This is a genomic window from Aminobacterium thunnarium (assembly GCF_055390565.1).
Window position 1 is genome coordinate 1246503 of sequence record NZ_AP042412.1, and the last position, 24120, is coordinate 1270622.

Genomic DNA, 24120 nt, shown 5'->3' on the forward strand with positions numbered 1-24120 from the left:
GACAATTAAATAGAGGTGATGAGATGTCTGTTGAGGAAAAGCTCAAAGAATGTAGAGAGCGAAAGGGGATGACTCAGCAAGAAGTTGCGGAGAAATCCGGATATTCAAGAAGCTCTATTATTAATTGGGAAAAAGGGCTTAGAACTCCCGACGCTAATGTTTTGAAAACGTTGGCTCAAGTTTTTGGCACCACTGTCGCCTACCTTATGGGGGAAACAGATGGATCTACCCCACTTGACATCACCTCTAATGTACGAAAAGAATCAGCCCAATACTTTGACAAATGGATAGAAGTCCCTGTTCTTGATCCAACAGCTATTGCATGTGCCGGACGAGGTAATGGGGGCATGATTGAGATTTATGCTAGCGCTGAAAAAACGATACTTCTACCCATTGATGTCGTAGGAAATATCTCTATAGATGCTGATAAAAAGCCGTTTGCAGTTTTGGTTGAAGGAGATAGTATGGAAGGCGCTGGAATCCCTGACAGAAGCACAGTCGTTGTGAATCCCGCAGAAGAAGTATATGACGGTGATGTTGCCTTAGTTTGTTTTGGCTTGCAAAAAGAATGGGCAATAAAATGGGTATATTTCGACACAAAAGATGGTTCTGTTGAAATCCGTTCTGCTGCCCCCCAATACAAGCCCAGAAGCTTTACTAAAGAAGAAATAAACATGGGACTTTTTTATATCGTCGGGAAAGTGACACTTCTAACGGCGGTTCCAAGGAAAGGAATTTGATCTTTATCTAAAATACACGTTTTACTACTTAAGGAGTGACCAGCATGAAATGCGAAAGGTGCGGTGCTGAATATAGTGGGGATATTTGTCTCCATTGTCTTTGGCGAATGCACTGGGGAGATAAAATACATGACGAGCCACCCCAACAAAGGCGTATGGAGCGAGCTCAACTTATCGCTAAGGTAGATAATCTAGATGCGGTAAAAGGTTCTTGCACAATTAAAGGAAGTAGCTCTACTCCATATATCACTACTCTTACATCCTGCACTTGCACAGACTTTAAACGAGCCTTCAAACGTAAACACACTATCCCTTGTAAACATATTTATCGTCTTGCCCATGAGCTCGGAATTATAGATCTCGGTAAAATTTCCAACGTTGTTATAACTTTCAATGAAGATAAAAAGCACAAAATTGACTCCCTTCAAGAAGATTCCCAAAAAGAACTTTACGCACTTTTGACGCGTTGGATATATGGTCTAGACACTGGCTCATGGATTTATTGCCGTGATGAATCTAGTCATAGAGAGTTGCTTTCTAAAGAAATCTTACAAGAAGTGGATTCACCAGAAAGACTTCTTGTCTTAGTCCACATCAGAGATTTACGCCAAGTCTTAAAAGAAAATAATTTAAAATGTCCACGAACAAAGAAAGAAACAATCAAACTTGTCTATTCACTTTGTCCAGAATCTGTTGATGAACTTAAAAAAGACTACTGCATAGTGAAATTCAAAGAAGAGGCTCGTGGCATCCGAGGTAAAGTACGAACCCATTTGAAAAAGAATTTGTTTCAAGATGATTTCGACTGTACATCAGATGATGCGCTCTATTGGGGAAGTTATATTTACGAACTTTCAGACTAGGTAGGTGGGAATATTCAAAATGAACATAGACACTCTTTCACCCGATGCAAGAACGATGCTTGCTTTTATTTTGCACATCGACATTATCGGACATCAACATGCAGAAGAGATAAACAAAAAACTGCAAAAAGAAGACCCTTCGAAATACAAAAAGCTCATGGAAAAACTCGACTGGCAAACATGGGAGTTGCCAAATAAAGGTATTGAAGAACTACTTGATAAGAATTTTATTTCTTTTGATAAAAAATATAACAGGGGGACAAAAATAAAGTTCCGCTTGAGCAATAGTCTACAAAGAGCAAAAAACGAGCTCTACACCACTTTAAAAAGCGAATTAAAACATGGCATTAACATGTGCCAAGAAACGACGCTGGGTTCCTTGTCAACACTTAAGACATTGCTTAAGGCGTCAAGCACAAATGATAACGATATTCGCTCAGGAAGGATCTTGCAAACTATCAGATGCAAATTTTGTTCAGACTGGTATATGCATGTTCCCGACTGTTTTAATGCCGCTTTAGATATACAGCTGATGGAGCGCAACAAAAACACCGTCTCCTTTCTTGCCTGGACCCAAGGCTCTAACTTTGGCTTTGCCAAGGGAGACATTATTTATAAAAACTCTTATGCGGGCTCAAGTGTCTCTCCTTTGATTCAAATCGATGCTGCGTCCCCTGCAAGTATTCAAGATGGGAAACGTTTCCCAGGACATGTAAAGTTTTCATGGCATTTTACAGAAAACAACACATCTCACAGCATGACTCAAGACGAGTTCGTCCACTTCTTGATCAATGGCCCCCAAAAGAAGTTACAAAAACCACTGAAATCCAGGAGAGATTTCAGTGGTAAGTTGTTACGTAAAGAATGTCAGCTAACGCTTTTTTCTTAAAACTTATATTTGGAAATATGCAGGGAGGAGGTTATTTAAATACTCAACTTTGTAGCTATAGATTTTGAAACAGCGAATGAGAAAAGATGCAGCCCATGTGCTCTTGGAATAGCTATTGTTGAAAATGGCGAAATTACAGAAACAAAATCGTGGCTCATAAAGCCACCTAAAGATTACTATTACTTCAATCCTTTCAACGTTAGAATTCATGGTATTCAAAAACGCAATGTAAAAAACAAGCCTGAATTCAACCAAATATGGGAAGAAGTTAAGCCTCTACTTACAAACGCTACCGTCGTTGCGCATAACGCCTCTTTCGACATTAGCGTTATTCGAAACACCCTTCCCCTTTACAGTTTAGATATTCCAGATTGTGACATTGTTTGCTCTGTCGCTGTTTCCAAAGGAGCATGGCCTTTTTTGTCTTCATTCTCCCTGCCTGTAGTAGCAGGTCATCTAGGATTGCCTCTTATACATCACGACGCGGAAGAAGATGCAAGGTGTTCAGCTGAAATCATTTTGGCAGCGTGCAGGGAGCATAATGTTAACGATTTAAAAAAACTAAAAAAAGAGCTGAGATTCCGCATCGGAGGAATCTGTAACGGGGAGTACACACCTTCAGGAATTCATTTTCCTGCAAGAGCAAAACCGCGACATCCTTCTCCCGAAGAATGTGGCAAAGATCCTTTTCACCCTTTTTACGAGAAAAAGATTACTTTTACAGGAACATTGGTATCTATGACTAGAGAGGAAGCTTTTTGCCTGGTTGAAAAAGCCGGTGGGACCCCTCAACAAGGCGTTACGATGCAAACGAATTATCTTGTGATGGGCATTCAGGATTATTCCCTATTCACTGATGGGGAAAGAAGTGCCAAGACGAAGAAAGCAGAAGACCTGAGAGCGAAAGGTTTTCCAATAGAGATAATGTCTGAGGCTGATTTTTTGAAAATAATTTAGGGGATTTAAGCAATAGAGCCATTTGGCGAATGAAAAAGATGGGGGGCAATAATATGATTTGGTGGGAAAAAACGGTTGAATATAAATTTTTTTACATATGTTGGAACGCGGGCTTATAAGCATATTCCCTCTTGATGGCAATCCAGAAGAAGCTGGAGATGCCATCCTCAATTTTGAAGGGAATTTTTTACTTATAGAATTTAAAAGGACTAAAAAAGACATCGATTCTGAGAACAAAAAATTTAAGGGAGAAGACGTTTATTTTGAAAATGGAGAGTTACTTCCTCAATTAGGAAATAAAGGGGAAAGCTTTTTTTCAAAGCATAGTGAAGAAGCAAAAGCACATTTTTTTATTTATGGGGAATTTTGTCATGATGGAGCTATCATATGTGCTCAAAATTACTGGTATCCGAAAATTGAGCCAGACGCTCCTAAAGAAAGTACTTTGCAAGAAAAAATATCTCAAATAGCAATTGATGCAATTCCTCTTAAAGACGCTTTTGATATTTTACGAACTAGAAGACAAACAGCTATAGAGGAAATAAGTGCACTCAAAGAAGAAGCAATATCTTATAACTCTTTTCAATCTGTCATTCGATATGAATCACTTAAAAACGGAGGCAAATCACTACCTCCTGAATCTATTCTTCAAAAAGGAATAGATAGGGAGGCTTTTAAAAAGTATGTTGAGGATTTTATAAACCTTAAGGGCAATAATGCATCTCAAAGTGGTAGATTTGATTCCATGTTTACCAATGTTATGGGCGTAAGTAATGATGGGAAAATCCCCTTTATCTTGAGTCTCGATAAATATATTGAAGTAACAAGAGAGGTTGATCACCAAAGAGAGGTTGATAACCAAATTTATGACGGAATATGAGAAGAATATCGGCAGTAGAGGAAATTGAGGAATACCTTTTACTCCTAAAATTTACTATGCTTCCAATGATAAAAAAACCCCCTTTACGCAATAAAACAACTGCGGTAACGGTTGGTATTTGTATTTTGTTTGTCTTGGTTTTCGCAACGAAGTGGGAAACGAGTTCTCAAGAAATCAATAATCACAAGGAGGAGATTGCCGTTTTAAGCCAAGAGCATACCGCCCAGACTACGAGTTCCTCCACTACATCGGACACTTAAGAGATGATTTATCTATATGAGAAGCACGAGTTATAACTATACAGAAAAGGATTAAAGGAGGATAAACTTATGCAAATATCAAACGCTATTGTACATCAAATTATAAAGGGACAATACACTAGCACAGCCGAAATAAATTATAGGGAAAAAGAGAACGAGATTGAAGAAAATTTAGAACAACTAGTAGAGGATTTAAGACAAATATACAACACCAAATCAAATAAAGGGTATGGCATTTTTGAAAATGATCAAAATAGTGGAACTCCTAATCTTGTTGAAGATTATTTTAGTCAGCTTTCTACCGGGGACATTCCCTTTGTCCAATTTTCAAAAAATATAACTCATGAAATAAAAACATTTATGGAACAAGCCCCAGCATCAACAGGAGGTTATGCTTTATTTATAAAATATCAAAATAGCGATCGTGATTATATTATGATTGCTATGTTAAAGGACAAAGCAAGTGTAGGAATAAATGATGATCTTGAATTAAATCAGCATATCACATTAGATTTAGAGCATTTAAATGAAGTTGCCAGGATCGACTTGGTTAAATGGCAAGAACATAGTGAAAACTCATACCTTTCTTTTGTTAAATACAGAAATAACGATGATGCTACGAATTATTTCCGTAGCGCATTAAGGTGTTCTGCTTATACAAGCTCTAAACGCTGTACCGAAAACTTATTAAAAGCTGTAACAGATTTTAGCCAAGAAAGGAATATGACAGAAGAAGAAAAAACCGGTTTAAGAGATGACCTTTATCGGTATCTTTTTGAAAAAGATAGAAATAAGCAACCAGTAATTTTACAAGATTTATCAAACCGTATTTTTGGAGAAGATAGCGGGGAGTTTATTTCATATATAAATAACAACGAAACATATAATATAACAGATGAATTTAAACCCCATAAGATAACATTCGAAACCCTCAAACGTTTAAAAGTAACTATGACAGGGGTAAAATTACAATTTGAGCAAAGTGCTATTAATGATACAATAATTTATGATGAAATTGCACATTCTATTACCATAGAAAATATTCCCCAAACAGAAATAGAGAAAATAGAAAGATTTATACGAGGAAATTAAACTTATAAGGAGGATCGCTCAATGGACGTAAATCATGCTAAAAAGCTGCAAACAGCTGTCAAAGCTTTCCGTGCGCTTTCCTCTCATGAGTTTGTATCAGAAAGACGTGTGAAAGGTACTATCTCTGACCCATCCCAATGTGAGGGTATATCTAAGGAGCTAGAAGGAGTTGGCCTTTTAGATATTGCGGAAACTTCACAAAATAATGTTTGTTTTTATCTTCCTGCATCTCCTCTAGCCTACTTTGCCACTGAACTTAAGGACTTAACAGAAAATGCTTGCACTAAAATACATATTCCTGACATTTTTTACATCGCTGATTTAGACTATCTATATGATTGCGATAATGGCAAAACATCTCCACCAGAAAATGTCCAAAAATATTTCGATGTAGTAAATTTCATATCTTTTCTTTGCAACATAGCAGATCATGAAATAGGGAATCCATTAAAGAAGATCATTTTTTTTAAAAATGGGAAAGTTGAAATCCCTTTGACATATAGTATTGATGATCTTAAGAGATGTCGCTCTTTAAATCGTTTAAAAGAATTCTTTGATGACAGCACGCATAAAGAACAAAAAAGGGCAATAATTCGAAACAACATATTCCACCTAGTTGAACTAAAAGAAGAGGCGGTTCGTCTTAAATTTTTGTTAGAAAACTGTGATAATTTATACCATAAAGTAAATGGTGATTACGAAACGTTTATGAGTAGTTTTTCTATCGAAAAAACCCTAGATGACATCGAAGGACAAAAAAGAGATTATTTCTTAAAAATTAATGACCTCATTGCCCAAATATCAGGTCGAATTCTTGCCTTGCCATTAGCTTCTGCACTGGCTGCTTTAAAATTTGAACGAGTAAAAGGATGGAGCTTAACTAATTTTTTGTTGCTTCTAAGTATAGTTATTTTTTCCCTTTCTATGTTTTTTGTTTTGAGGAACCAAAGGGATAGTTTGAATGCAATAAAAAGTGAGATCAGCTACCAGAAAAAAGCAAAAGGAAAATTCCCAGATATAATCAAGAAAGATTACTATAAGATGTATGAAAAATTAAATAAAAGATGCGAGCGCATAGACCTTCTGTTAAACATTTTCTTTGTCACACTATTTTTTTTAACTACTATGGTAATAGTTATCTTTTTCTATTATTTAAAGGGGCTTTCACTTGAGACTCTCTTAATTAAAATGAAATCGTTTATAGAAAAATAGCTCGCAAAAGTTAATACAGCAGTCTTGTTCTAATGTTTATTTGTTCCCTTTACCTCTTCCAACCAATTCCCCCACCACTGCATCATTTCTCGTCTCTGATCCAAATATTCCGCATGATTATAGGCTGCTCTAACTGCATTCCGTTCGATATGAGCTAACTGTCTTTCTATAACATCAGATGGCCAACCGTGCTCGTTGAGAATCGTGGAAGCCATACTGCGGAATCCATGCCCTGTGAATTTCTCTTTTTCGTATCCAAGTCGTCGCAAGGCAGCGTTTGCAGTTGCATCGCTCATAGGCCGGTTAGGATCTCTCACAGTGGGGAAAACGTACTTCGAACGCAAACCTGTAACCGGATAAATTTCTTTTAAGACGCTAACAGCCTGAGATGACAATGGAATGATGTGTAGCCTCTTCATCTTCATTTTTTCTGCGGGAATTCGCCACTCCTGCCCTTTCAGGTCAAATTCCGCCCATTCAGCCTTTCTCAGCTCCCCTGGCCTCACAAACGTGTACGCTTGTAACAGTAAAGCACAACGCACTACAAGAGTGTCAAGGCTCCCTATAGCTCGCATAAGGGCACCTATTTCAACAGGATCGGTAATTGTAGGGTATCTATTGGAATTTACAGGGATGAGAGCTCCTTTGAGATCTGCGGTAATATCGCGCTCTGCTACGCCAGTGGCAATGCCATAACGAAAAACCTGGCCAATGATTTGTCTTACCCTATGCGCGCTTTCATAAATCTCTCTATCTTCCATTTCTCTCAGGAGCGCGAGTACATCAGGAGAAGTTATGTCACCGATAGGTTTTTGCCCGATATGAGGAAAAACGAACCTTCGCAACCTCGAAGTAACGGTTTCAATATGTCGTGGCGTTCTGATGGGTAATACCTTTTTCTCAAGCCATTCGTTGGCAACAGCTTCAAAGGTATTCGTAGCAACAACAGGCTGGCCAGTGCGTACGATGGATCTTTTTATTTGATCTCGAAGATCTCGGGCCTCTTTCAGCGAGATCTCAGGGTACGGTCCCAGGGATTTTTTATATTCTTTTTTATTAAGCCAATATCGAAGTCTCCAATATTTTTTCCCAGAAGGCATGACCTCGATATAAAGTCCATTGCCATCTGAAATCATATATCTCTTCTCTTTTGCCCTAGCCCTCCGAATCCCAGTATCTGTAAGCATCGCCAGCCACTCCTTTGTGTACGGTCGCTTTTTATGCCTGTGTACTGTTATGTGCACGGTTAGTACTTAGCTTCCCTTAATTGTAGATGTATTGGGCTGGACTGTCAAAAGAAGAAAAACCCGCTTCGTGAGCGGGTTTTTAGACTCCTTTGTAACCGGCTAGACTATCAAATGGCGGAGAGGGTGGGATTTGAACCCACGAGGCAGGTATTAGCCGCCTAATCGATTTCGAGTCGATCGCCTTCGACCACTCGGCCACCCCTCCAGATACGTAACGTGAGCATTATAGCGATTTTAGATGTAGATGTCTAGGGAATGAAAGGATTCATAAGTAGATGAGCCAGAGTTTTGTTCCGTTTACTCAGGTAAAGTGAAAGAGATAACGCGCATCATGTTGGACCGTACATGAAAAAGAAAGAGGCTCTTTTTTCAAGAGCCTCTTCTCTATTTTTTCTAATAATTTTCAGCTTTTATTTCAAAATAAGCCTGGGGATGGTCACAAACGGGGCAAACTTCTGGCGCTTTTTCTCCATAATAGATATGGCCACAATTAGCACATTTCCATGCCTTTTTATCTTCTCTTACAAAAACTTTCCCCTCTTCAAGGTTTTTAAGTAAATGCAAGTAGCGCTCTTCGTGCTCTTTCTCTATCTGAGCAACAGCTTTGAAAAGATATGCAATTTTTGTAAAGCCCTCTTCTTCTGCATCTTTAGCAAAGCTCTCATACATTTCGGTCCATTCGTAATTTTCTCCGGCAGCAGCATCTTTTAAATTCTCATCTGTCGTGGGGATTCCGTCGTGCAACAATTTGAACCAAATTTTGGCGTGTTCTTTTTCATTGTTAGCCGTCTCTTCAAAAAGGGCTGCTATTTGGTTGAGTCCCTCTTTTTTGGCTTTAGAGGCATAGTAGGTGTACTTGTTTCTAGCCTGTGACTCTCCTGCAAATGCTTCTCTCAAGTTAGCTTCGGTTTTAGAACCTTTCAAGTCCATAGTAAGTCCTCCTTCTATGTAACATTAAAATTAATCAAGCACATATATTATACAATATGCTTATAGTTAATTCAAACTCTAATACTGCGAATATATCATAGTACAATGGCAGGTATGGTATGCAGGCAAGGAAGATTATGAGTTTACTTTATTAGAATTATTTCTCCTCTTCTTGAAATACTCCCAAAGGAGTTCAGAACTTTCTTCAGCAAGTACTCCCTTTCTTATGTCACATCTATGATTGAGCCGAGAATCCTGAACGATATTGTATAGCGTTCCACACGCTCCAGCACGGGGATCGGAGGCACCATAAACCAAACGTTGAATACGCGCTAATACAATGGCTCCGGCACACATGGGGCACGGTTCCAAGGTTACATAGAGAGTACAGCCGTTCAAATTCCACCGTTTCAAATGTTGAGAGGCTTCACGCATAGCAAGTATCTCCGCATGTGCCGTAGGATCTATATGTTTGTAATTTTTTCCTATACCTATAATGCGGCCTTCATAAACTACAAGAGCTGCTACTGGAACTTCTCCATTTTCAGCGCCCTTTCTGGCTTCCTCGAGAGCTTGCTTCATAAAATAAATGTCAGGATCATCGAAGTGCAATCTATAAATCTTCCTTTCGGTGCGTATTTTTCAATTCTTTATATACGTAAGGTATTCTTCCTCTTACAACATCTGTGCCCGGCACTACCGTTTTGCTGTATGCCTCTGCCAAAAGGCAATATGTTGAGACTGCCTGTTCTACTTTTGGAACAGTAGCGGCACTAATCGCTCCTGTCGGCAATACAATAAAAGAGTTATCTTCATCTTCTCCTGTTCCTGAACGCATGAGGAAAACCCTATTCTCGGCAGCACGACAACGTGCCACTTTTTCAGTCATGGCATAACGTCTTGAATCGCACCAGAGAAGCATCTGGGCCCCATCCAACATCATGCACCTTGCAACTTCAGGAAGAAACATTTCATCTCCAATAAGGAGGCCTAAACGTCCCACTTCTGTAGAAAAAATATCAGGGCGGCATGAATTATCCAAGAAAACCGGACCATACGTGTTGTTTTGCGAAAAAGCTACAGCTGCCTTTTTTTTGTGGCCGTCTGCATCTAAAGAGCCACTTACACATACAACCACATCTGGATTCAGCAAAGGTCGAATTTGGCGAGTTATATTATCTACATCTTCATTTTTTCCACAACATGGCAGCAAAATAAGAGATGAACCCTGATCTTGTAAAATGCGAATCATTCGTGAAGCTGTGGCAATATAGTGTTCCATATTTTCTGCTGAAAAATACGCCACAGAAGAAAGGATGCCAGAATCAGGCAAACATACAGGTTCTTTCATATATGCAGTAACTGGCAAATCTTCCGTTGGGTCTATTAATCTTGAAAAACACCTGTTTCCTTTCTCTGGAAGAGGAAATGACGCCATTTCCGTATCTATTACGGCAATAAGAGCTTCACTCGTGTCTGATGGAGATTCTCCGACAATGTGCCCCAACGGATTGATAACGCAACTTCTGCCCGTATTCATGGCTGTGTAAGATTCAAGGCCTACTTTATCGCATAGAATAATCCAAACTCCATTTTCAAACGCTCGTGTCGGAAGCATATACTCGATTTGAGGATTATTCAAAAGGGCCGGGTCGGAGGCTGAAGACATGAGATTTGCCATATCGATGATGACGTTCGCACCTTTTTCAGTCAATATACGCGCTATTTCAGGAGCTCTTCCATCGGCACATATCATCATTCCCAAATTTCCTAAGGGAGTTTTCATGACAGGGAAAGTTGTTCCTGCTTTGACATATTTCTCGTCGAAGTGCCAAAGATTTGATTTATAAACCCGTCCTAGCTCTTCACCTTCCGGCCCCCAAAGAATTCCAGCATTTCGCAAAGTTCCCTCTTCTTCCACGTAGAGTCCCATGGCTATGTGGACGCCATAATGAACTGCTCGTTTCGCCACTTCTTCTATCACTGCATGAGTATGCTTTAAGGCCAATGCAGCGGCTTCCTCGTTTTCGCCAAGATAATAGGCGGGCCAAGTACATTCAGGAAAGACGATAAGATCAACATCCTCTTCACTACACAGACTATCGATCCATTGTAGTATTTCTCGTTCTGTCTGCTCGTATTGGCTCACATTTCGAGCGTCCATCTGCACGCAGGCAACACGAAACATAGTCTTCCCTCCTTTGTCTTTACTCCTCTTCTTTTACCCCATCTCGACTTTTACAACTATTTTCCTAATGCGACTCGGGGTTTTGAGAGCAACACATCCTTTGTGTACGTCATGGGGGAAAAAGAGTGAAAACCAACCGGGGTGAGTCTGAAAATAGGCCCCTTCCCCATCAAACAAGGCAAAATCCCGCACGTCATCATAAGGGAGAGCTAATTTCATTGTCTCTATTGGAGCATAGCCTAACCATTCCGAACCGGAAAGAAGGCATTGAATGTCTGCATATTTTTTATGGGCTTCCCATACTTGAGCTTCTTTAGGCTTTGTCGTGGAAAACTGAATAATAGCAAATATAGACGTTCCCTCAATTTCATACTTCCCATCTTCAAGAGCAACGACCTTTAAATCTTCGAGGAAATCAAAAGCTTTTTTGAAACGTTCTCCCAAACAAAAATATGTCGACGCATTACTTAAGGTATCAAATATCATCTCTACCACTCCCCATCTGTCCCTTATTCTTTTAAAAATGTTACAATATCCCCCGAAAAAAGAAGAAAGGAGCGTTGCTTATGCTATCTAAACTGCTTCGTATCTTTGGAATTCAAAAGAAATCTACTGTTCCCCTCTCAGCAAGTGACATTGTCAGAAGAGCACGTGATGCACATAAAGTCACCGAGTGGAGCCGCGCTAAGAGGCTCACTGTTTTTAATCCTCCCTTTTGGGGAATTCACCATATTTTTATAGATTCAAATCTAAAACATTCTCTTATCGCTCTAAAAGAAGATGGAAGCGCCTTTATTTTTCTCGGAAATACCTATGGGCCAGAGCGTTGGGAAAAATATGATGAAAATCTCAATAAGGTCGATGGCGGAATTATTGAGAATCAATCTTTAACATGGCTTATCTATCAGGATTATGTCATCTATAACGGATCCATGCTTCCCGCTACAGATGCACCTTACCATTGGGGACGAGTAATTGAAGTCGATTCGTTTGATAAACATATCGACGATCAATGGATATCTAAAATCATCCCCGAATTAAAAGAACTGGCTTTATCTTACATCAAATCATAGCAATTTCTATTATATTTCATCGAGCTTGAGAATAAACGGACCTATCTGATTAAGCTGTTCAAGACCTTGAATATCCGAATCAAGCATAGGTACGTGGGTTACCCCCAAAGATCCAAATAATTCATCTATTTGGAGAAGATACTGTTCCTGAGCAATGCGGCGTTTTTCAAAAAAAGGCCCCGCTTCTTCCGGTATAACCTTGTTAACGACAACGCCGCCAATACCAATATTGTGCTTTTGCAATATTTCTATGGCCCTCTTCGTCTCTATAATCGGAAGTTTTTCTGCATTGAGCACAAAGTAAAAAGCCGTATTTTCACGATCAGTCAAGATTTTTCGAGCTAAGGTAAATTTATCCCGTCGCTTTTGCAGGGTTTCTATTATGGGATCTTCTTTTATTTTTTCTTGCAATTCTTTGTCGTATTTAGCAGCGACCTTCATGAGTTCCATGGCATTGGCCCGTTTTTCTATAAGATGCTCGATCCAGACTCCTAATATTTCGGGCAACGTAAGGAGCCGCAAGGTATGCCCTGTAGGAGCCGTATCAAAAACAATTGCATCGTAAGGTTTCCCGATGGATTCCATAAGCTCTATAAACTTGTCAAATATGGCAGCTTCTTCTGCCCCTGGGGACATATAGGCTATTTCTATCTGACGCTTTATTTCGTCGACAATAACAGCACTGACAATATGAAGCATTTTATCTTGAATCGCTTTCATATATTTTTTGGCTTCTTCTTCCGCATCTATTTCAATACCCCAAAGATTTTCTTCGATACGAACAACATCCAGACCTATGGGGTGATCGAAGGCATCAGCAAGAGAATGAGCAGGATCAGTAGAAACAACCAGGGTTTTTACCCCCTGTTGAGAAAGGGCGTAAGCGTATGCCGCCGCACATGTGGTTTTCCCTGTTCCACCTTTTCCGCCAAAAAATATAAACTGTCGCTTTACACGATAGACCATTGAAAGAGAAGCCTCCCTTAGTCGAAGTCATATTGCGATGCTTTTTCAGCAATAATAAACTTACGATTTTGCATTCTACGTTCCCATGCAACGAGGTCTTCAGCAAAGTAAGGAAGTATTTCGAGCATATAGTATGAAATGGGATTGGGAATTCCCAAAAAATCGCCAAACAAGAGCAACATCAAATTGTCATTGACGTCAAAAGCCTCTTTTCTGACAACAGCCATTCTTTTATCAACAAATGTTCCGTGAGTAAAAGCTTTTGACCAAAAAAGGACTTTCGAAAGAAAAGTTTCTTGTTTTCTTTCGTCTTCTTCGCTAAACATTATAGACACCTCTATTTTAATTAAAGATTACTTATCTCTATCTGAGGCCAATACTCCTGCTACAGCAAAGTCAGATTTTTTCATGTCTGTTATTATGATACGAACCTTTTCAGCCGGCACATCAAGACACGAACATATCGTCTGAGTCATTTCATTTACAAGTCGTCGCTTTTGCTCTACTGTTCGTCCTTCAAGAATATGAACGTTCACTATTGGCATGATAAATCCCCCTTACTTTATGTAAAAGTCTAACTATTATGTATTATACTCTTTTTTAATGAGTCATCGCTTCCTGAGCAGTAAAGAGCAGCATAAGGTAAGGATCTTCAACTGTATTATGATAAGGAGAATGGACGAAATAGTGAGAAAATAAATCAGTAATAGTTTCCCTTCGGGTAATAATATCGATAAAACGTTCCGTTAAAAAGAGAGGGGATTCCCCGTCAATGACAATCTGGAAACCAATAATCTGTCCTTTTTTCAGTCCTTTTTCGTCAGATGCGGAAACGACAACTTTCCAGAGTCCTTCTTTCCCGTTGGGCATAGCTTTTTCTCGTGTGCGATATGGCAAAGTGAGAGAAAATACCGGAATATCCGACGCGTTAGCCAATTCCTCAGTCCACCCCACACTTCCCCAATGAAGATCGAAAATGGCACTTAGCCCCCAGACTGTTGCAGGTGGCAAAGACATGTTTTTCCCCATAATATTAGCAGAGGCAACAAGCCCCTGACGCATAGCAAGAGTTCCAATAAGAGGCAATATAGGACGTTCTGTAACAGCATCGCTGATTTGAGCGGCGTCACCAACAACATATATATTGGGATGGGACGACTGCATATTTTCGTTGACTACGATACCCCGCTCAATAGATAATCCTGCACTTTGAGCCAACTTAATGTTAGGACGAACACCTGTTGCAAAAATAACGCCATCAGTCTCTATCTCCGTGCCATCAGAGAGTACAACCCTGTCTGATTTGACTTCTGTCAGCTGCATATTTCTATAAACAGAAACACCTGATTCAGAAAGGCGATTACTGACTTTTTCGGCCATATCTTTATCCATGGCCGCGATAAGGTGCGGCAAAGCTTCAACCAATGTAACAGTTAGTCCTCTATCGTGAAGAGCCTCCACAACTTCTAATCCTATAGCTCCACTGCCAACAACGACTGCTTTGTCGCTTTTTTCTGCAAAGACATCAAGTGCACGGGCATCGTCTGCTCCACGCATAACAAAGATATTTTCTGCCAATCTTTCTTTAGAAACATATTCACGTCCAACCATAATTTCCGTCAGGTCTCGTTTCTGCCCTTCTCTATCTGAATCTAATAAAAGGCCCTTTACTGAAGGAAGCCAGGGAACTGCACCGGGTGCAAGCAATACTTTCTCAAAATGGATTTCAAAGGGACCACCTGTACTCGTTCCCCTTGCGATATGATTCTCTGCATCAAGTTCGGTGACAACGCCGCGAATAGCATCTTCAACAATCTCAGGCGGCAAACGATCAGAGTTCGCCAAATCAACCACTTCTTCTTCGGGGCCACCTGGAACAAGCTTTCTCCCAACACCATAAGGAAGTGAACAAATTACAGTAGGATCCTCGTTCATCACAATGGAAAGGTTCTTTTCACCCATACGTCGAAGTGCTATATATGAAAACCTTCCACCCGGGCCCCCTCCGATAATCAGTACTCTTTTCTTTAATGTAAGCATCATTTCACCTCCGCAATGATCAGACAACTTAATATATTAATTCTAGCATACCCATAGAGAGTATATCAAGAGGTTACAAAAAAAGCCCGGCTTTCACCGGGCATGTTATTATTTCGATTGTAAAAAAGCTCTATATCCCTTCCAGGCCATGTAAAGGTCGACCTTGCTTATGAGTTCCCACGGAGCGTGCATAGATAGAACGGGAACGCCGCAGTCGATAACATCTGCTCCTCTGTTTGCAAGAATGTAGGCAATTGTGCCACCGCCACCCTCATCAACCTTTCCCAGTTCCCCTGTCTGCCAGACCACATTATTTTCATCGTATAACGCCCGAATAGAGGCTACGAATTCTGCACTGGCATCGTTAGATCCATATTTGCCCCGACTTCCTGTGTATTTCTGCACAACGACTCCATTTCCCATAAAAGAAGCGTTGCGCTTGTCGAAGGGTTCCGGATAGGTGGGGTCAAAAGCTCCATCTACATCGGCAGAGAGAACTCTGCTGTGGCTGAAGGCACGGCGAAGATTGATCTCTGAATACCCTTCTCCTTCCAAAGCCAGAAGTTCTGCCACTGTGTTTTCATAAAAGACAGATTCCATACCAGTGCTTCCCATACTGCCAATTTCCTCTTTATCTACAAAAAGAGCCGATGCCGTATATACAGGATGTTCAACATCGAGGATAGCTCGTAAAGAAGCAAAGGCACATGACCTGTCGTCGTGACCATAGGCTAAGATCAAGCCACGATCAAGCCCTGCATCACGAGATCTGCCAGCCGGAACTATTTCTATTTCGGCAGAGGTAAAATCGGCTTCATCCACTCCGTATTTTGCCGTCAATATCTGGAGTACTCCGAGTTTTACCTTTTCTTTAATATCATCGTCTTTTACAGGAATATGACCAAGAATTACATTCAAATTTTCACCGGAAATGCCTTCGCTCATTGTTTTGGAGGCCTGAGCTTTGCCCAGATGAGGAAGTATATCGCTAATAACAAACAAGGGATCGTCTTCCCTCTCTCCAATATTGAGATGAACGATGCTTCCATCTTTTTTGGCAAAGACGCCATGAATTGCCAAAGGAAGTGTTGCCCATTGGTACTTCTTGATTCCACCATAGTAATGGGTTTTCAGTAAAGCTAGTCCTGAATCTTCATAAAGAGGCTGAGGTTTCAGGTCAAGGCGAGGCGAATCTATGTGACTGCCCACAATGTAGAGCCCTTCTGAAAGCGACTTTTTACCTATGACAAAGAGCGCCACGGCCTTGTTGCGATTTACCGCCATTACTTTTATGCCCGGCTCCAGACGTCTACCAGCCTGAATCATTTCTTCAAGGTCGACAAATCCAGCCACCCGGGCCATAGAAACAATCTGTTCTACACATTCCCGTTCGATTTTTCCATTGTCAAGGAAGAGCTTATAGTCTTCGGCTAAAGCGAAAACCTGTTTTCTCTCTTCTTCCTGAATCTTTTCCCAGGCACTGGAGAAAGAATAAAAACCCTTTTCCCGATATTTAGCTTCTACATCTCGGTTTTTCACACGTAATGCCTCCCGCTTTAGACAAAATAATACCGTTTATTATACATCTTTCACTAAAAGGACTGTAAGATCGTTCACATTTGTGCCTGTAGGCCCTGTCTTTATGAGCGAGTTACACATTTCTAAAGCATTATAAGCATCATTGTTTTCAAGAAGAGCGTAAGGATTCCCTCCGCTTTCACGTATTTTTTGAACAGTTTGGCCATCAACAATGCCTCCTGCCGCATCTGTAGGGCCATCTGTGCCATCAGACCCAACAGAAGCAAACACAATATTCGGCATACCCTGGATGTTTAAAGCGGCAGCAAGAGCCATCTCCTGATTTCGTCCACCTTTTCCCTTTCCCTTTAGATGTACAACTGTTTCTCCTCCCAGAATAATGGCACATGGAAGCTTTACAGGGCGGCAGAATTCACTTTCTTCCACGGCTATTGATGCCAAAAAACTACCTGCCTCTTTGGCCTCGCACTGGAGGGTTGTGGTAAGTATATACGACTGATAGCCCAACTCTGTAGCTTTTTCAGCTGCCTTGTCGCAAAGGGTTCTGACACTTCCCGTAATAAATGTCTCTACGTTATCTATAGCTTTCGGCGTTTCTTCTTTCAGTATTTCGATTAATTCAGGTTTTACATCAATTTTGTAGCGAGAGATAATATCTAGCGCCTGTGCTGACGTTGTGGAATCGGGATAGGCTGGTCCGGATGCTATGCTATCGAGCCGATCGCCCAAAACGTCTGAAAGAACAATAGAATAAATTGTAGCTGGAGCCACCCATTTGGCAAACTGACCACCCTTTACGGCGGAAAGTCGTTTGCGGATCATATTGATCTCAACGATGTTAGCTCCACAACGAAGCATTTGATCTGTAATATCAACGAAATCTCCGAGACATACGCCCTCTTTAGGCTTTTCGAAAAGTGCCGAACCTCCACCTGAGACTAAAAAAAGAACCTCATCATTGGCAGTAAGATTCTGTGTCATCTGAAGGGCTTCCGATGTAGCTTTCAATGAATTTTCATCAAGCAGGGGGTGTCCTGCTTCTCGTACAACAAGATGGGGAATGGGGCCTTGACTGTGATTGTATTTGGTGATGACTATACCCTGCACCACCTGATCGCCCAATATATCTACTGCGGCCTTCGCCATTCTCCACGCCGCTTTTCCTATGGAGACAAGAATTACCCTGCCTTTACACGGCTTCTTTCGAAGCTGCTCCTGAACGGCATATTCAGGTAATACTGCATCTATAGCATATTTAATAATTTCATGAGCATCATCGCGAAGTGTCATAGTTAACCCCCTGTTGTAAATAGGTGATGCTTCTCTTTATTGATTTTTTGCCATCGAGTTTTTAGTTTTAAAATGTTGAAGTAAGCTTATATATTCCAAATTCCATATGTTGTAAAGCCTCTGCTTTCGTACGTTTTCCGTCACATACCTGAACTATTTCCTTCCAGACCCTTTCTCCAACATCAGAAATGCTTTCATTACCAGTAATAATTGTTCCTGCATTAATATCGATGTTTTCTTCCATCATGAGATAGGTATGAGGATTCCCTGTAATTTTGATAACAGGAGCAAGGGGGAATCCAGTGGGGGTACCCCGTCCGGTAGAAAAGATAACAATATGAGCTCCACCTGCCACCATGCCAGTAATAGACTCAACATCCTGACCGGGAGTATCCATTACGTAAAGTCCTCGGCCTGTAGGGCTTTCCGCATATTCAAGAACACCTTGTAAGGGGCTTGTTCCACCTTTATAGATGCAGCCAAGAGATTTCTCTTCAATAGTAGTCAGACCACCCTCAATATTTCCGGGAGTCGGCTGGCTTCCCCGTAGATCAACGCCCATAGTTTTAGCTCTTGCTTCACATCGGGCCACAATATGAAGAAGCTTTTTTGCTACTTCTGGAGAAACTGCTCTCTTGACCAGAATGTGTTCGGCACCAATAAGTTCTGTTGTTTCAGAAAGAATTGATGTTCCTCCCATAGAGATAAGTCTGTCGGAGACATAGCCATGAACAGGGTTGGCAGCCAGCCCCGAAGTAGCGTCTGATCCTCCGCATTCCAAGCCTAAAATAAGCGAACTCACAGGAATGTCTTCTTTTTTATAGAGAGAAACTTCTTGTGATATAGCTCTTGCTATACGCAATCCCTGTTCCTGAGCTTTAAGGGTTCCACCACATTTTTGTATAATTAGAGACTCAACAGGTTTGCCTGTCTTAGCTATTTCCTCGGCTAACCAGTCGGCCTGAAGGCCTTCGCACCCTAACCCCACAACTAAAACCGCAGCAACATTTCCGTTTTTTCCAAGCCCCGCAAGAGTTCTAGCCGTTATTTCAAGGTCCGGTTTAATCTGAGCGCAGCCATGTTGGTTCGGCAAGGCAATGGCTCCCTCAACCTGACTCGCTATTCGTTGAGCTACAGTGCTGGCACAAACAGATGCAGGGATAACCGCTATATGGTTACGGATTCCTACGTCTCCATTTTTACGTCTATACCCTTGAATGTTCATGCTTGCACCTCCCAATCGCCACGGCCTCTGAGGCTTTCCAGGTTGTGTATGTGAACATGCTCCCCCGCTTCAATTCTCTGAGTAGCTCTGCCAATAACTTCGCTATACTTCACAACTCCTTCTCCCTCTTCAATTTGCCGTATAGCAAATTTATGCCCGAAAGAAATATTTTGTTTCAAGCGCAGGGTTCGAAGAACGCCATCCACTTCATAACAGGCAGTGTCGCCCTCGCTCAGGTTTTGTAAAGCTGTAGCTACATTATCAAATTCTTTGATAACCAAAGCGTTTTTCACGTGATCTTTCACAACCATCACTCCTTCACTATGACCCGCGCACAGGATACCGGAATGTTTACTAATGCAATGCTTTATAGAGTGGCTTATATGCGTCTAATTCAAGTTTTTTAAATTCTGTTTGGGCTTCCTCAACGAGTGAGCCGCCATCTGACATAAGGTCGAAAGCAGCACCTGCCAATACTTTTGCGGCAAGAAGCATTCCTTTCATTCCCAAAGAAGAACCGGATGCTGAGGCAGCCTGCCAAGAATGAGCCGGAGTGGCAAGAGGCCAAGTTGCTGCAGAAAGCATAGATGTGGGGGCAATATAACTTACATCACCGACATCGGTAGACCCCATAATCTGTCTGCCTTCATCGAAACATTCAACAGCTTCTTCACAAAGGAATTTATTATCGCGAAGAGTTTGAGGACACTGTCTCAAGCTTGTTTCTCTTTGGCCCTCGGGAATTGAGTAAAACAAGGTTTTGGCCAATTCCTTCTCCTCCGCATCGAAATCGATACCACCGATCGTCATGAGATTTTTCTCTAAAAGCTGATTAAGGGGCTTGTTGGGGACTGTATCATAACAGCCAGCTTCCACGACGTATGAAATTTCTGTTTCCGTCATAAGAGCTGCACCTTTACCTATATTGAGAAGACGTTTCCAGATATGTTCAACATCACTTTTTCGAGGCCCTCGAAGGTAATACCAGACCGAGGCTCTGTCAGGAACGATATTCGGCATTTTCCCGCCATCAGTTATTACATAATGCAACCGCGTTCCATCAATTAAGTGCTCTCGAAGATAATTGGCCCCTACATTCATGAGTTCTACAGCATCAAGAGCACTTCGCCCAGCTTCAGGGGCTCCGGCAGCATGGGCAGAGACGCCTTTAAAAGAGAAGCGTACAGAGGCCATCGCTGACAAGGTGGAACCTATAACAGTATTTATCGAACCTGGATGCCATGCAAGACACACATCAAGATCGTCAAAGACTCCGCGTTCAGCCATAAAGACCTTGCCAGAAAGCAGCTCTTCAGCAGGACATCCATAGTAACGTATCGTTCCTTTTACTTCTCCATTTTCCATAGCTTTTTTGATAGAACAGGCTGCAGCAAGGGAAGCCACTCCCAGAAGGTTATGTCCGCATCCGTGCCCAGGAGCGCCTTCTTGCACAGGTTCCCTTTGTGTACCGATTTTTTGAGACAAGCCATCTAAGGCATCAAATTCGCCAAGCAGTCCAACTATAGGCGAACCACTGCCCCATTCTGCAATAAAAGCGGTTGGCATGTCTTCAACGGGGCGGATAGTAAATGCCTCTTTTGAAAGGAACTTCTTTTGGAGTTCTGACGCAAAGGTTTCTTTGTACCCTAATTCCGGGTTCTCCCAAATGGAACGAGCCATATCAACGAAATTATCCTGATTTGAGTCAATCCAGCTCCATACTTCATTTTTATTCATGTACGACGACTCCTTTCATCGTTAAAGATCTAAAGATCAGGCAGTAAGAGGACCAGATATTTTAGCGAAACGATCAGCAACAGAACTGGCTCCACATGCATCAGGTTTGGTGCAACATAGGAAACCACATCCTTTAACCATACCTGTCACGGCATTTATAAGGTCACGAGTAGCTCCATGCTCCCCTACATCAACGTGAATTTCAAGGTCATCCATAGCATTGTATAACGCGCAATGGTGTTCCTTAATTGCATTTAAAAAACGGGTTGCCAGATCAAGGCTTAAAAAAACCTCTGTAAACATCCTCTCGCGTAGAGAATATTTCTTGATTTTTACTTTTTTCTCATAAAAACAAATAGCTCCGAACCCTATACGATGAACGATTATGGTAGAGACAAAGACCACTCTCTGTTTTTTATACACCTGGGAATCCGTACCTATTATAAATCGATACTGAGAATGATTGTCTGCACTTACGAATTTCATAATCTTGGCAATACTTTCATCTAATGATAAACGACCCCATGTTGGACTCCTCAATATACGCCCCTCCTTACTGAGATTTTCATAAAACCAGGCAATTATCCTGATTAAAAAGGCACCTTGTACCCCGTATACATAATTCTGAATACTCATGGATATTTAGCTATTTTGCCTTATAAATGAATCTACATCTCTTTTAATAAAAACCTTAACAATAATCGAGATTTATTAATTATTATTAATGTTAATTTAAAACAAAAAGACCAATATTATAAAATAGTTAAGGGGGATTACACTTTGAAACTTAAGCTCCAAGGGAAAATACTTTTACTCACACTAGGTACCGTCACGCTCATTTTTGCTTCTCTGATTTCTTTCATTGCCTTTAAGGTTCATCAAGCAACACTTGATGGAACAAAAGCTCTTGTGGAAGAAACGGCACAATCTGCGGCTTATGCCATTTCTGCTGAAATTGATGAAGGCCTTATTACAACAGAGGCGCTTGCAAAGATCATTTCCGGAATGGATCGTCAATCACCGAATGCCCGTCAAAACCTGCTGAAAATGATTGAATGCGTTCTTGAGGAAACCCCCTTGGCGTTTACTACATGGGTTGCCTTCGAACCTAACGCTTTTGATGGAATGGACGCCATGTATATAGAAAGAGATGGATTCCGTGAAACAGGTCGTTTTATGGCTACTCTTGTAAAAAGAGGGAATCAGGTGCAACGATCATACGATATGACAGAAAGCATGTTAAGCAGTGAAGGCGATGGTGATTTCTATCTGCTCCCGAAACGATCTGGGAAATCTGAAATTATGAACCCTTACTATTATAACTATACTGGGCAGAAAAACGACGAAGAGTTCATAACCAGCCTAGCAACTCCTATTTTTATAGATGGCAGGGTGGCAGGCGTCGTCGGTATGGATATCAATCTGGCGGCTGTTCAAGACATCGTCAAGAACTTAAAAATCGTTGGGAATGGCGTGGCTTCCTTATACGCTAATGATGGAACTACCGTATATCATAAAGATGCAAACCTCATTGGTAAAAATATGACAATGCGTAATGACCTTGAAAATATGGGATCTATAGCAGAGAGTATAAAAAAGGGACAATTCATGGCGACAGTTGGGCACTCCGCGGCACTTGGAGAAGAAGCCTATAAGATTTACTCTCCCATCAAGTTTGGTGCTTCCACTACAGCTTGGAGCCTCAATATTCTCGTTCCCATGTCTCACGTACAAAAAGCAGCTATCGTTATGGTTCGCAATATGATTATTGCAGCTGCAATCGGAATGCTCTTATTGGCCGTTATCATTCTATGGATTACCCGTTCCATCGCCAGGCCAATCAACGGCGTATCTAAAATGCTACAACAGTTCGGTAACCTTGACTTTACGAGAGACACATCCCTTATATGGTTGGAAGGCTACATGACGAAATCCAAAGACGAGATCGCCGAAATGCTCCACTCCATGGCAAGCCTTCAAAGCAATTTAACGGCCATGGTTGAAAATCTTCAAGAAGAAGCGGAAAACTTTGGATCAAGCGCAGAAGCTCTTGCCGCTCTTTCAGAAGAGTCTGTGGCATCCATGGAAGAAGTCAAGGCTTCTGTCGATCAGGTTGCTACCCTATCAGAGACAACCAGTGCAGCTGTAGAAGAAACAAATGCAGGTGTTGAGGAAGTCAGCTCCAGCGCTTCCAGTGCGGCTAAATCTGCGACAGAAGGTGCCGAAGCCACTGCTCGGACAACACAGAGAAGTGAACAAGCAACGCAGGAAGTCAATATAGCCGTTGAAGAGATACGCAATATCGGACTTCAATCAAAGGAAACCGCTGCAAGTATGAACGCCGTCTCAGAAGCGGTTGAAACAATTACTCGATTTGTCACTACTATCCAAACAATCGCTGATCAGACGAACCTGCTTGCCCTCAATGCTGCCATTGAAGCAGCCAGAGCTGGAGATGCCGGTCGCGGATTTGCCGTGGTCGCTGAAGAGGTTCGAAAACTGGCTGAAGAATCTAGTAAAGCGGCAGGAGAAGTTGAAACACTTATCAGCAACTTGCAATCTCAAACAAAGAATGCTCTCACTTCCATGGGAAAAGTCGATGGCGTTGTGGAACAGACCATTACACGATCTGAAAAGGCAAAAGCCCAGCTTCAGGAAGCCATGAGGGAAATCGCTCAGGTCAATGATATTATGCAAAGCATTGCGGCAACAGCCCAGGAACAAGCGGCATCTTCTGAAGAAATGGCTGCGGGGATCGACCAGGTTACGCAATCCACTGTTCAGATTGTGCAGTCGGTAGAAGCGATTCGCCAGTCATCTGAAGAGACTGCCAAGGCTGGAGAACAAGTAGCTACAGAATCTCAAGGCCTTTCAGAAGGGGCTGAGCGTTTGAGGGCCACTATGGCAAAATTCAAGGTCGATAAAAGAAACACAACAAAAGCACTGAGCAAGGTAGCTGAATAGCTAAGAAGGACAAAGAGAGACGTATTAA

24 protein-coding genes and 1 tRNA gene are annotated in these 24120 nt (G+C 41.4%); 9 read left to right on the forward strand and 16 right to left on the reverse strand.

Annotation, left to right across the window (positions count from 1 at the left end):
* Window positions 1-23 precede the first annotated feature (23 nt).
* The 7 genes from ACZ5GY_RS06225 (at window position 24) to ACZ5GY_RS06255 (ending at window position 6893) form a co-directional block, all read left to right on the forward strand.
* Complete coding sequence (locus ACZ5GY_RS06225) at window positions 24-740, forward strand: helix-turn-helix domain-containing protein (RefSeq protein ID WP_464111653.1); 717 nt, start codon at window positions 24-26, stop codon at window positions 738-740.
* 44 nt (window positions 741-784) lie between these two features.
* Window positions 785-1603, forward strand: a complete 819-nt coding sequence (locus ACZ5GY_RS06230; protein ID WP_464111654.1) for an SWIM zinc finger family protein — start codon at window positions 785-787, stop codon at window positions 1601-1603.
* Window positions 1604-1760: 157 nt separating this feature from the next.
* Window positions 1761-2492, forward strand: coding sequence for a hypothetical protein (locus ACZ5GY_RS06235; protein ID WP_464111655.1), 732 nt, complete (start codon window positions 1761-1763; stop codon window positions 2490-2492).
* Between the two features lie 57 nt (window positions 2493-2549).
* Window positions 2550-3449 (forward strand): exonuclease domain-containing protein, encoded by a 900-nt coding sequence (locus ACZ5GY_RS06240; RefSeq protein ID WP_286677298.1) that lies wholly within the window; start codon window positions 2550-2552, stop codon window positions 3447-3449.
* Window positions 3450-3546: 97 nt separating this feature from the next.
* Window positions 3547-4329 (forward strand): hypothetical protein, encoded by a 783-nt coding sequence (locus ACZ5GY_RS06245; protein WP_464111656.1) that lies wholly within the window; start codon window positions 3547-3549, stop codon window positions 4327-4329.
* A 329-nt stretch (window positions 4330-4658) separates the two neighbouring features.
* Window positions 4659-5681: a nucleoid-associated protein gene (locus ACZ5GY_RS06250; RefSeq protein WP_286677282.1), complete on the forward strand. Its 1023-nt coding sequence runs from the start codon at window positions 4659-4661 to the stop codon at window positions 5679-5681.
* Window positions 5682-5702: 21 nt separating this feature from the next.
* Window positions 5703-6893: a hypothetical protein gene (locus ACZ5GY_RS06255; RefSeq protein WP_464111657.1), complete on the forward strand. Its 1191-nt coding sequence runs from the start codon at window positions 5703-5705 to the stop codon at window positions 6891-6893.
* Window positions 6894-6922: 29 nt separating this feature from the next.
* Here the strand turns inward: ACZ5GY_RS06255 and ACZ5GY_RS06260 are convergent, their stop codons facing one another.
* The 6 genes from ACZ5GY_RS06260 to ACZ5GY_RS06285 all read right to left on the reverse strand — a co-directional run bounded on the left by ACZ5GY_RS06260 (window position 6923) and on the right by ACZ5GY_RS06285 (window position 11744).
* Window positions 6923-8080, reverse strand: coding sequence for a tyrosine-type recombinase/integrase (locus ACZ5GY_RS06260; protein ID WP_286677280.1), 1158 nt, complete (start codon window positions 8078-8080; stop codon window positions 6923-6925).
* Window positions 8081-8252: 172 nt separating this feature from the next.
* Window positions 8253-8345, reverse strand: a tRNA-Ser gene (locus ACZ5GY_RS06265).
* 188 nt (window positions 8346-8533) lie between these two features.
* Window positions 8534-9070 (reverse strand): rubrerythrin, encoded by a 537-nt coding sequence (gene rbr, locus ACZ5GY_RS06270; RefSeq protein ID WP_213690265.1) that lies wholly within the window; start codon window positions 9068-9070, stop codon window positions 8534-8536.
* Window positions 9071-9205: 135 nt separating this feature from the next.
* Entirely contained in the window at window positions 9206-9682 is a 477-nt protein-coding gene (gene tadA, locus ACZ5GY_RS06275; RefSeq protein WP_307879976.1) for a tRNA adenosine(34) deaminase TadA, read from the reverse strand.
* A 1-nt stretch (window position 9683) separates the two neighbouring features.
* A complete protein-coding gene (locus ACZ5GY_RS06280; protein ID WP_213690266.1) occupies window positions 9684-11258 on the reverse strand; it encodes a carbon-nitrogen hydrolase family protein in 1575 nt (524 codons plus the stop codon).
* Window positions 11259-11291: 33 nt separating this feature from the next.
* Window positions 11292-11744, reverse strand: a complete 453-nt coding sequence (locus ACZ5GY_RS06285) for a NanQ anomerase/TabA/YiaL family protein (RefSeq protein ID WP_464111658.1) — start codon at window positions 11742-11744, stop codon at window positions 11292-11294.
* An 80-nt stretch (window positions 11745-11824) separates the two neighbouring features.
* Here ACZ5GY_RS06285 and ACZ5GY_RS06290 point away from each other — a divergent pair, with 80 nt between their 5' ends.
* Complete coding sequence (locus ACZ5GY_RS06290) at window positions 11825-12331, forward strand: hypothetical protein (RefSeq protein ID WP_213690268.1); 507 nt, start codon at window positions 11825-11827, stop codon at window positions 12329-12331.
* Window positions 12332-12340: 9 nt separating this feature from the next.
* Here the strand turns inward: ACZ5GY_RS06290 and ACZ5GY_RS06295 are convergent, their stop codons facing one another.
* The 10 genes from ACZ5GY_RS06295 to ACZ5GY_RS06340 all read right to left on the reverse strand — a co-directional run bounded on the left by ACZ5GY_RS06295 (window position 12341) and on the right by ACZ5GY_RS06340 (window position 21668).
* A complete protein-coding gene (locus ACZ5GY_RS06295) occupies window positions 12341-13297 on the reverse strand; it encodes an ArsA family ATPase (protein ID WP_213690269.1) in 957 nt (318 codons plus the stop codon).
* A gap of 17 nt (window positions 13298-13314) precedes the next feature.
* Entirely contained in the window at window positions 13315-13623 is a 309-nt protein-coding gene (locus ACZ5GY_RS06300; RefSeq protein WP_374047596.1) for a DUF7990 family protein, read from the reverse strand.
* Window positions 13624-13650: 27 nt separating this feature from the next.
* Window positions 13651-13842: a 4-oxalocrotonate tautomerase gene (locus tag ACZ5GY_RS06305; RefSeq protein WP_213690271.1), complete on the reverse strand. Its 192-nt coding sequence runs from the start codon at window positions 13840-13842 to the stop codon at window positions 13651-13653.
* Window positions 13843-13897: 55 nt separating this feature from the next.
* Entirely contained in the window at window positions 13898-15340 is a 1443-nt protein-coding gene (locus tag ACZ5GY_RS06310; RefSeq protein ID WP_464111659.1) for an FAD-dependent oxidoreductase, read from the reverse strand.
* 105 nt (window positions 15341-15445) lie between these two features.
* Window positions 15446-16876: an aminopeptidase gene (locus ACZ5GY_RS06315; RefSeq protein WP_213690272.1), complete on the reverse strand. Its 1431-nt coding sequence runs from the start codon at window positions 16874-16876 to the stop codon at window positions 15446-15448.
* 39 nt (window positions 16877-16915) lie between these two features.
* Window positions 16916-18166 (reverse strand): glycerate kinase type-2 family protein, encoded by a 1251-nt coding sequence (locus tag ACZ5GY_RS06320; protein WP_213690273.1) that lies wholly within the window; start codon window positions 18164-18166, stop codon window positions 16916-16918.
* Window positions 18167-18233: 67 nt separating this feature from the next.
* Window positions 18234-19391: a UxaA family hydrolase gene (locus ACZ5GY_RS06325; protein WP_213690274.1), complete on the reverse strand. Its 1158-nt coding sequence runs from the start codon at window positions 19389-19391 to the stop codon at window positions 18234-18236.
* On the reverse strand, window positions 19388-19696 hold the full coding sequence (locus tag ACZ5GY_RS06330) for a UxaA family hydrolase (RefSeq protein WP_307879974.1): 309 nt from the start codon (window positions 19694-19696) through the stop codon (window positions 19388-19390). Before ACZ5GY_RS06330 ends, ACZ5GY_RS06325 begins: the two co-directional genes overlap by 4 nt.
* Window positions 19697-19745: 49 nt before the next feature.
* Window positions 19746-21128 carry an amidohydrolase gene (locus ACZ5GY_RS06335; RefSeq protein WP_213690276.1) on the reverse strand — a complete coding sequence of 461 codons (1383 nt, stop codon included), beginning with the start codon at window positions 21126-21128 and terminating at the stop codon, window positions 19746-19748.
* 36 nt (window positions 21129-21164) lie between these two features.
* Window positions 21165-21668, reverse strand: coding sequence for a ribonuclease H-like YkuK family protein (locus ACZ5GY_RS06340; RefSeq protein WP_213690277.1), 504 nt, complete (start codon window positions 21666-21668; stop codon window positions 21165-21167).
* A 240-nt stretch (window positions 21669-21908) separates the two neighbouring features.
* On the opposite strand from ACZ5GY_RS06340, the gene ACZ5GY_RS06345 reads away from it, so the two are divergent.
* Complete coding sequence (locus ACZ5GY_RS06345) at window positions 21909-24092, forward strand: methyl-accepting chemotaxis protein (RefSeq protein WP_464111660.1); 2184 nt, start codon at window positions 21909-21911, stop codon at window positions 24090-24092.
* Window positions 24093-24120 lie beyond the last annotated feature (28 nt).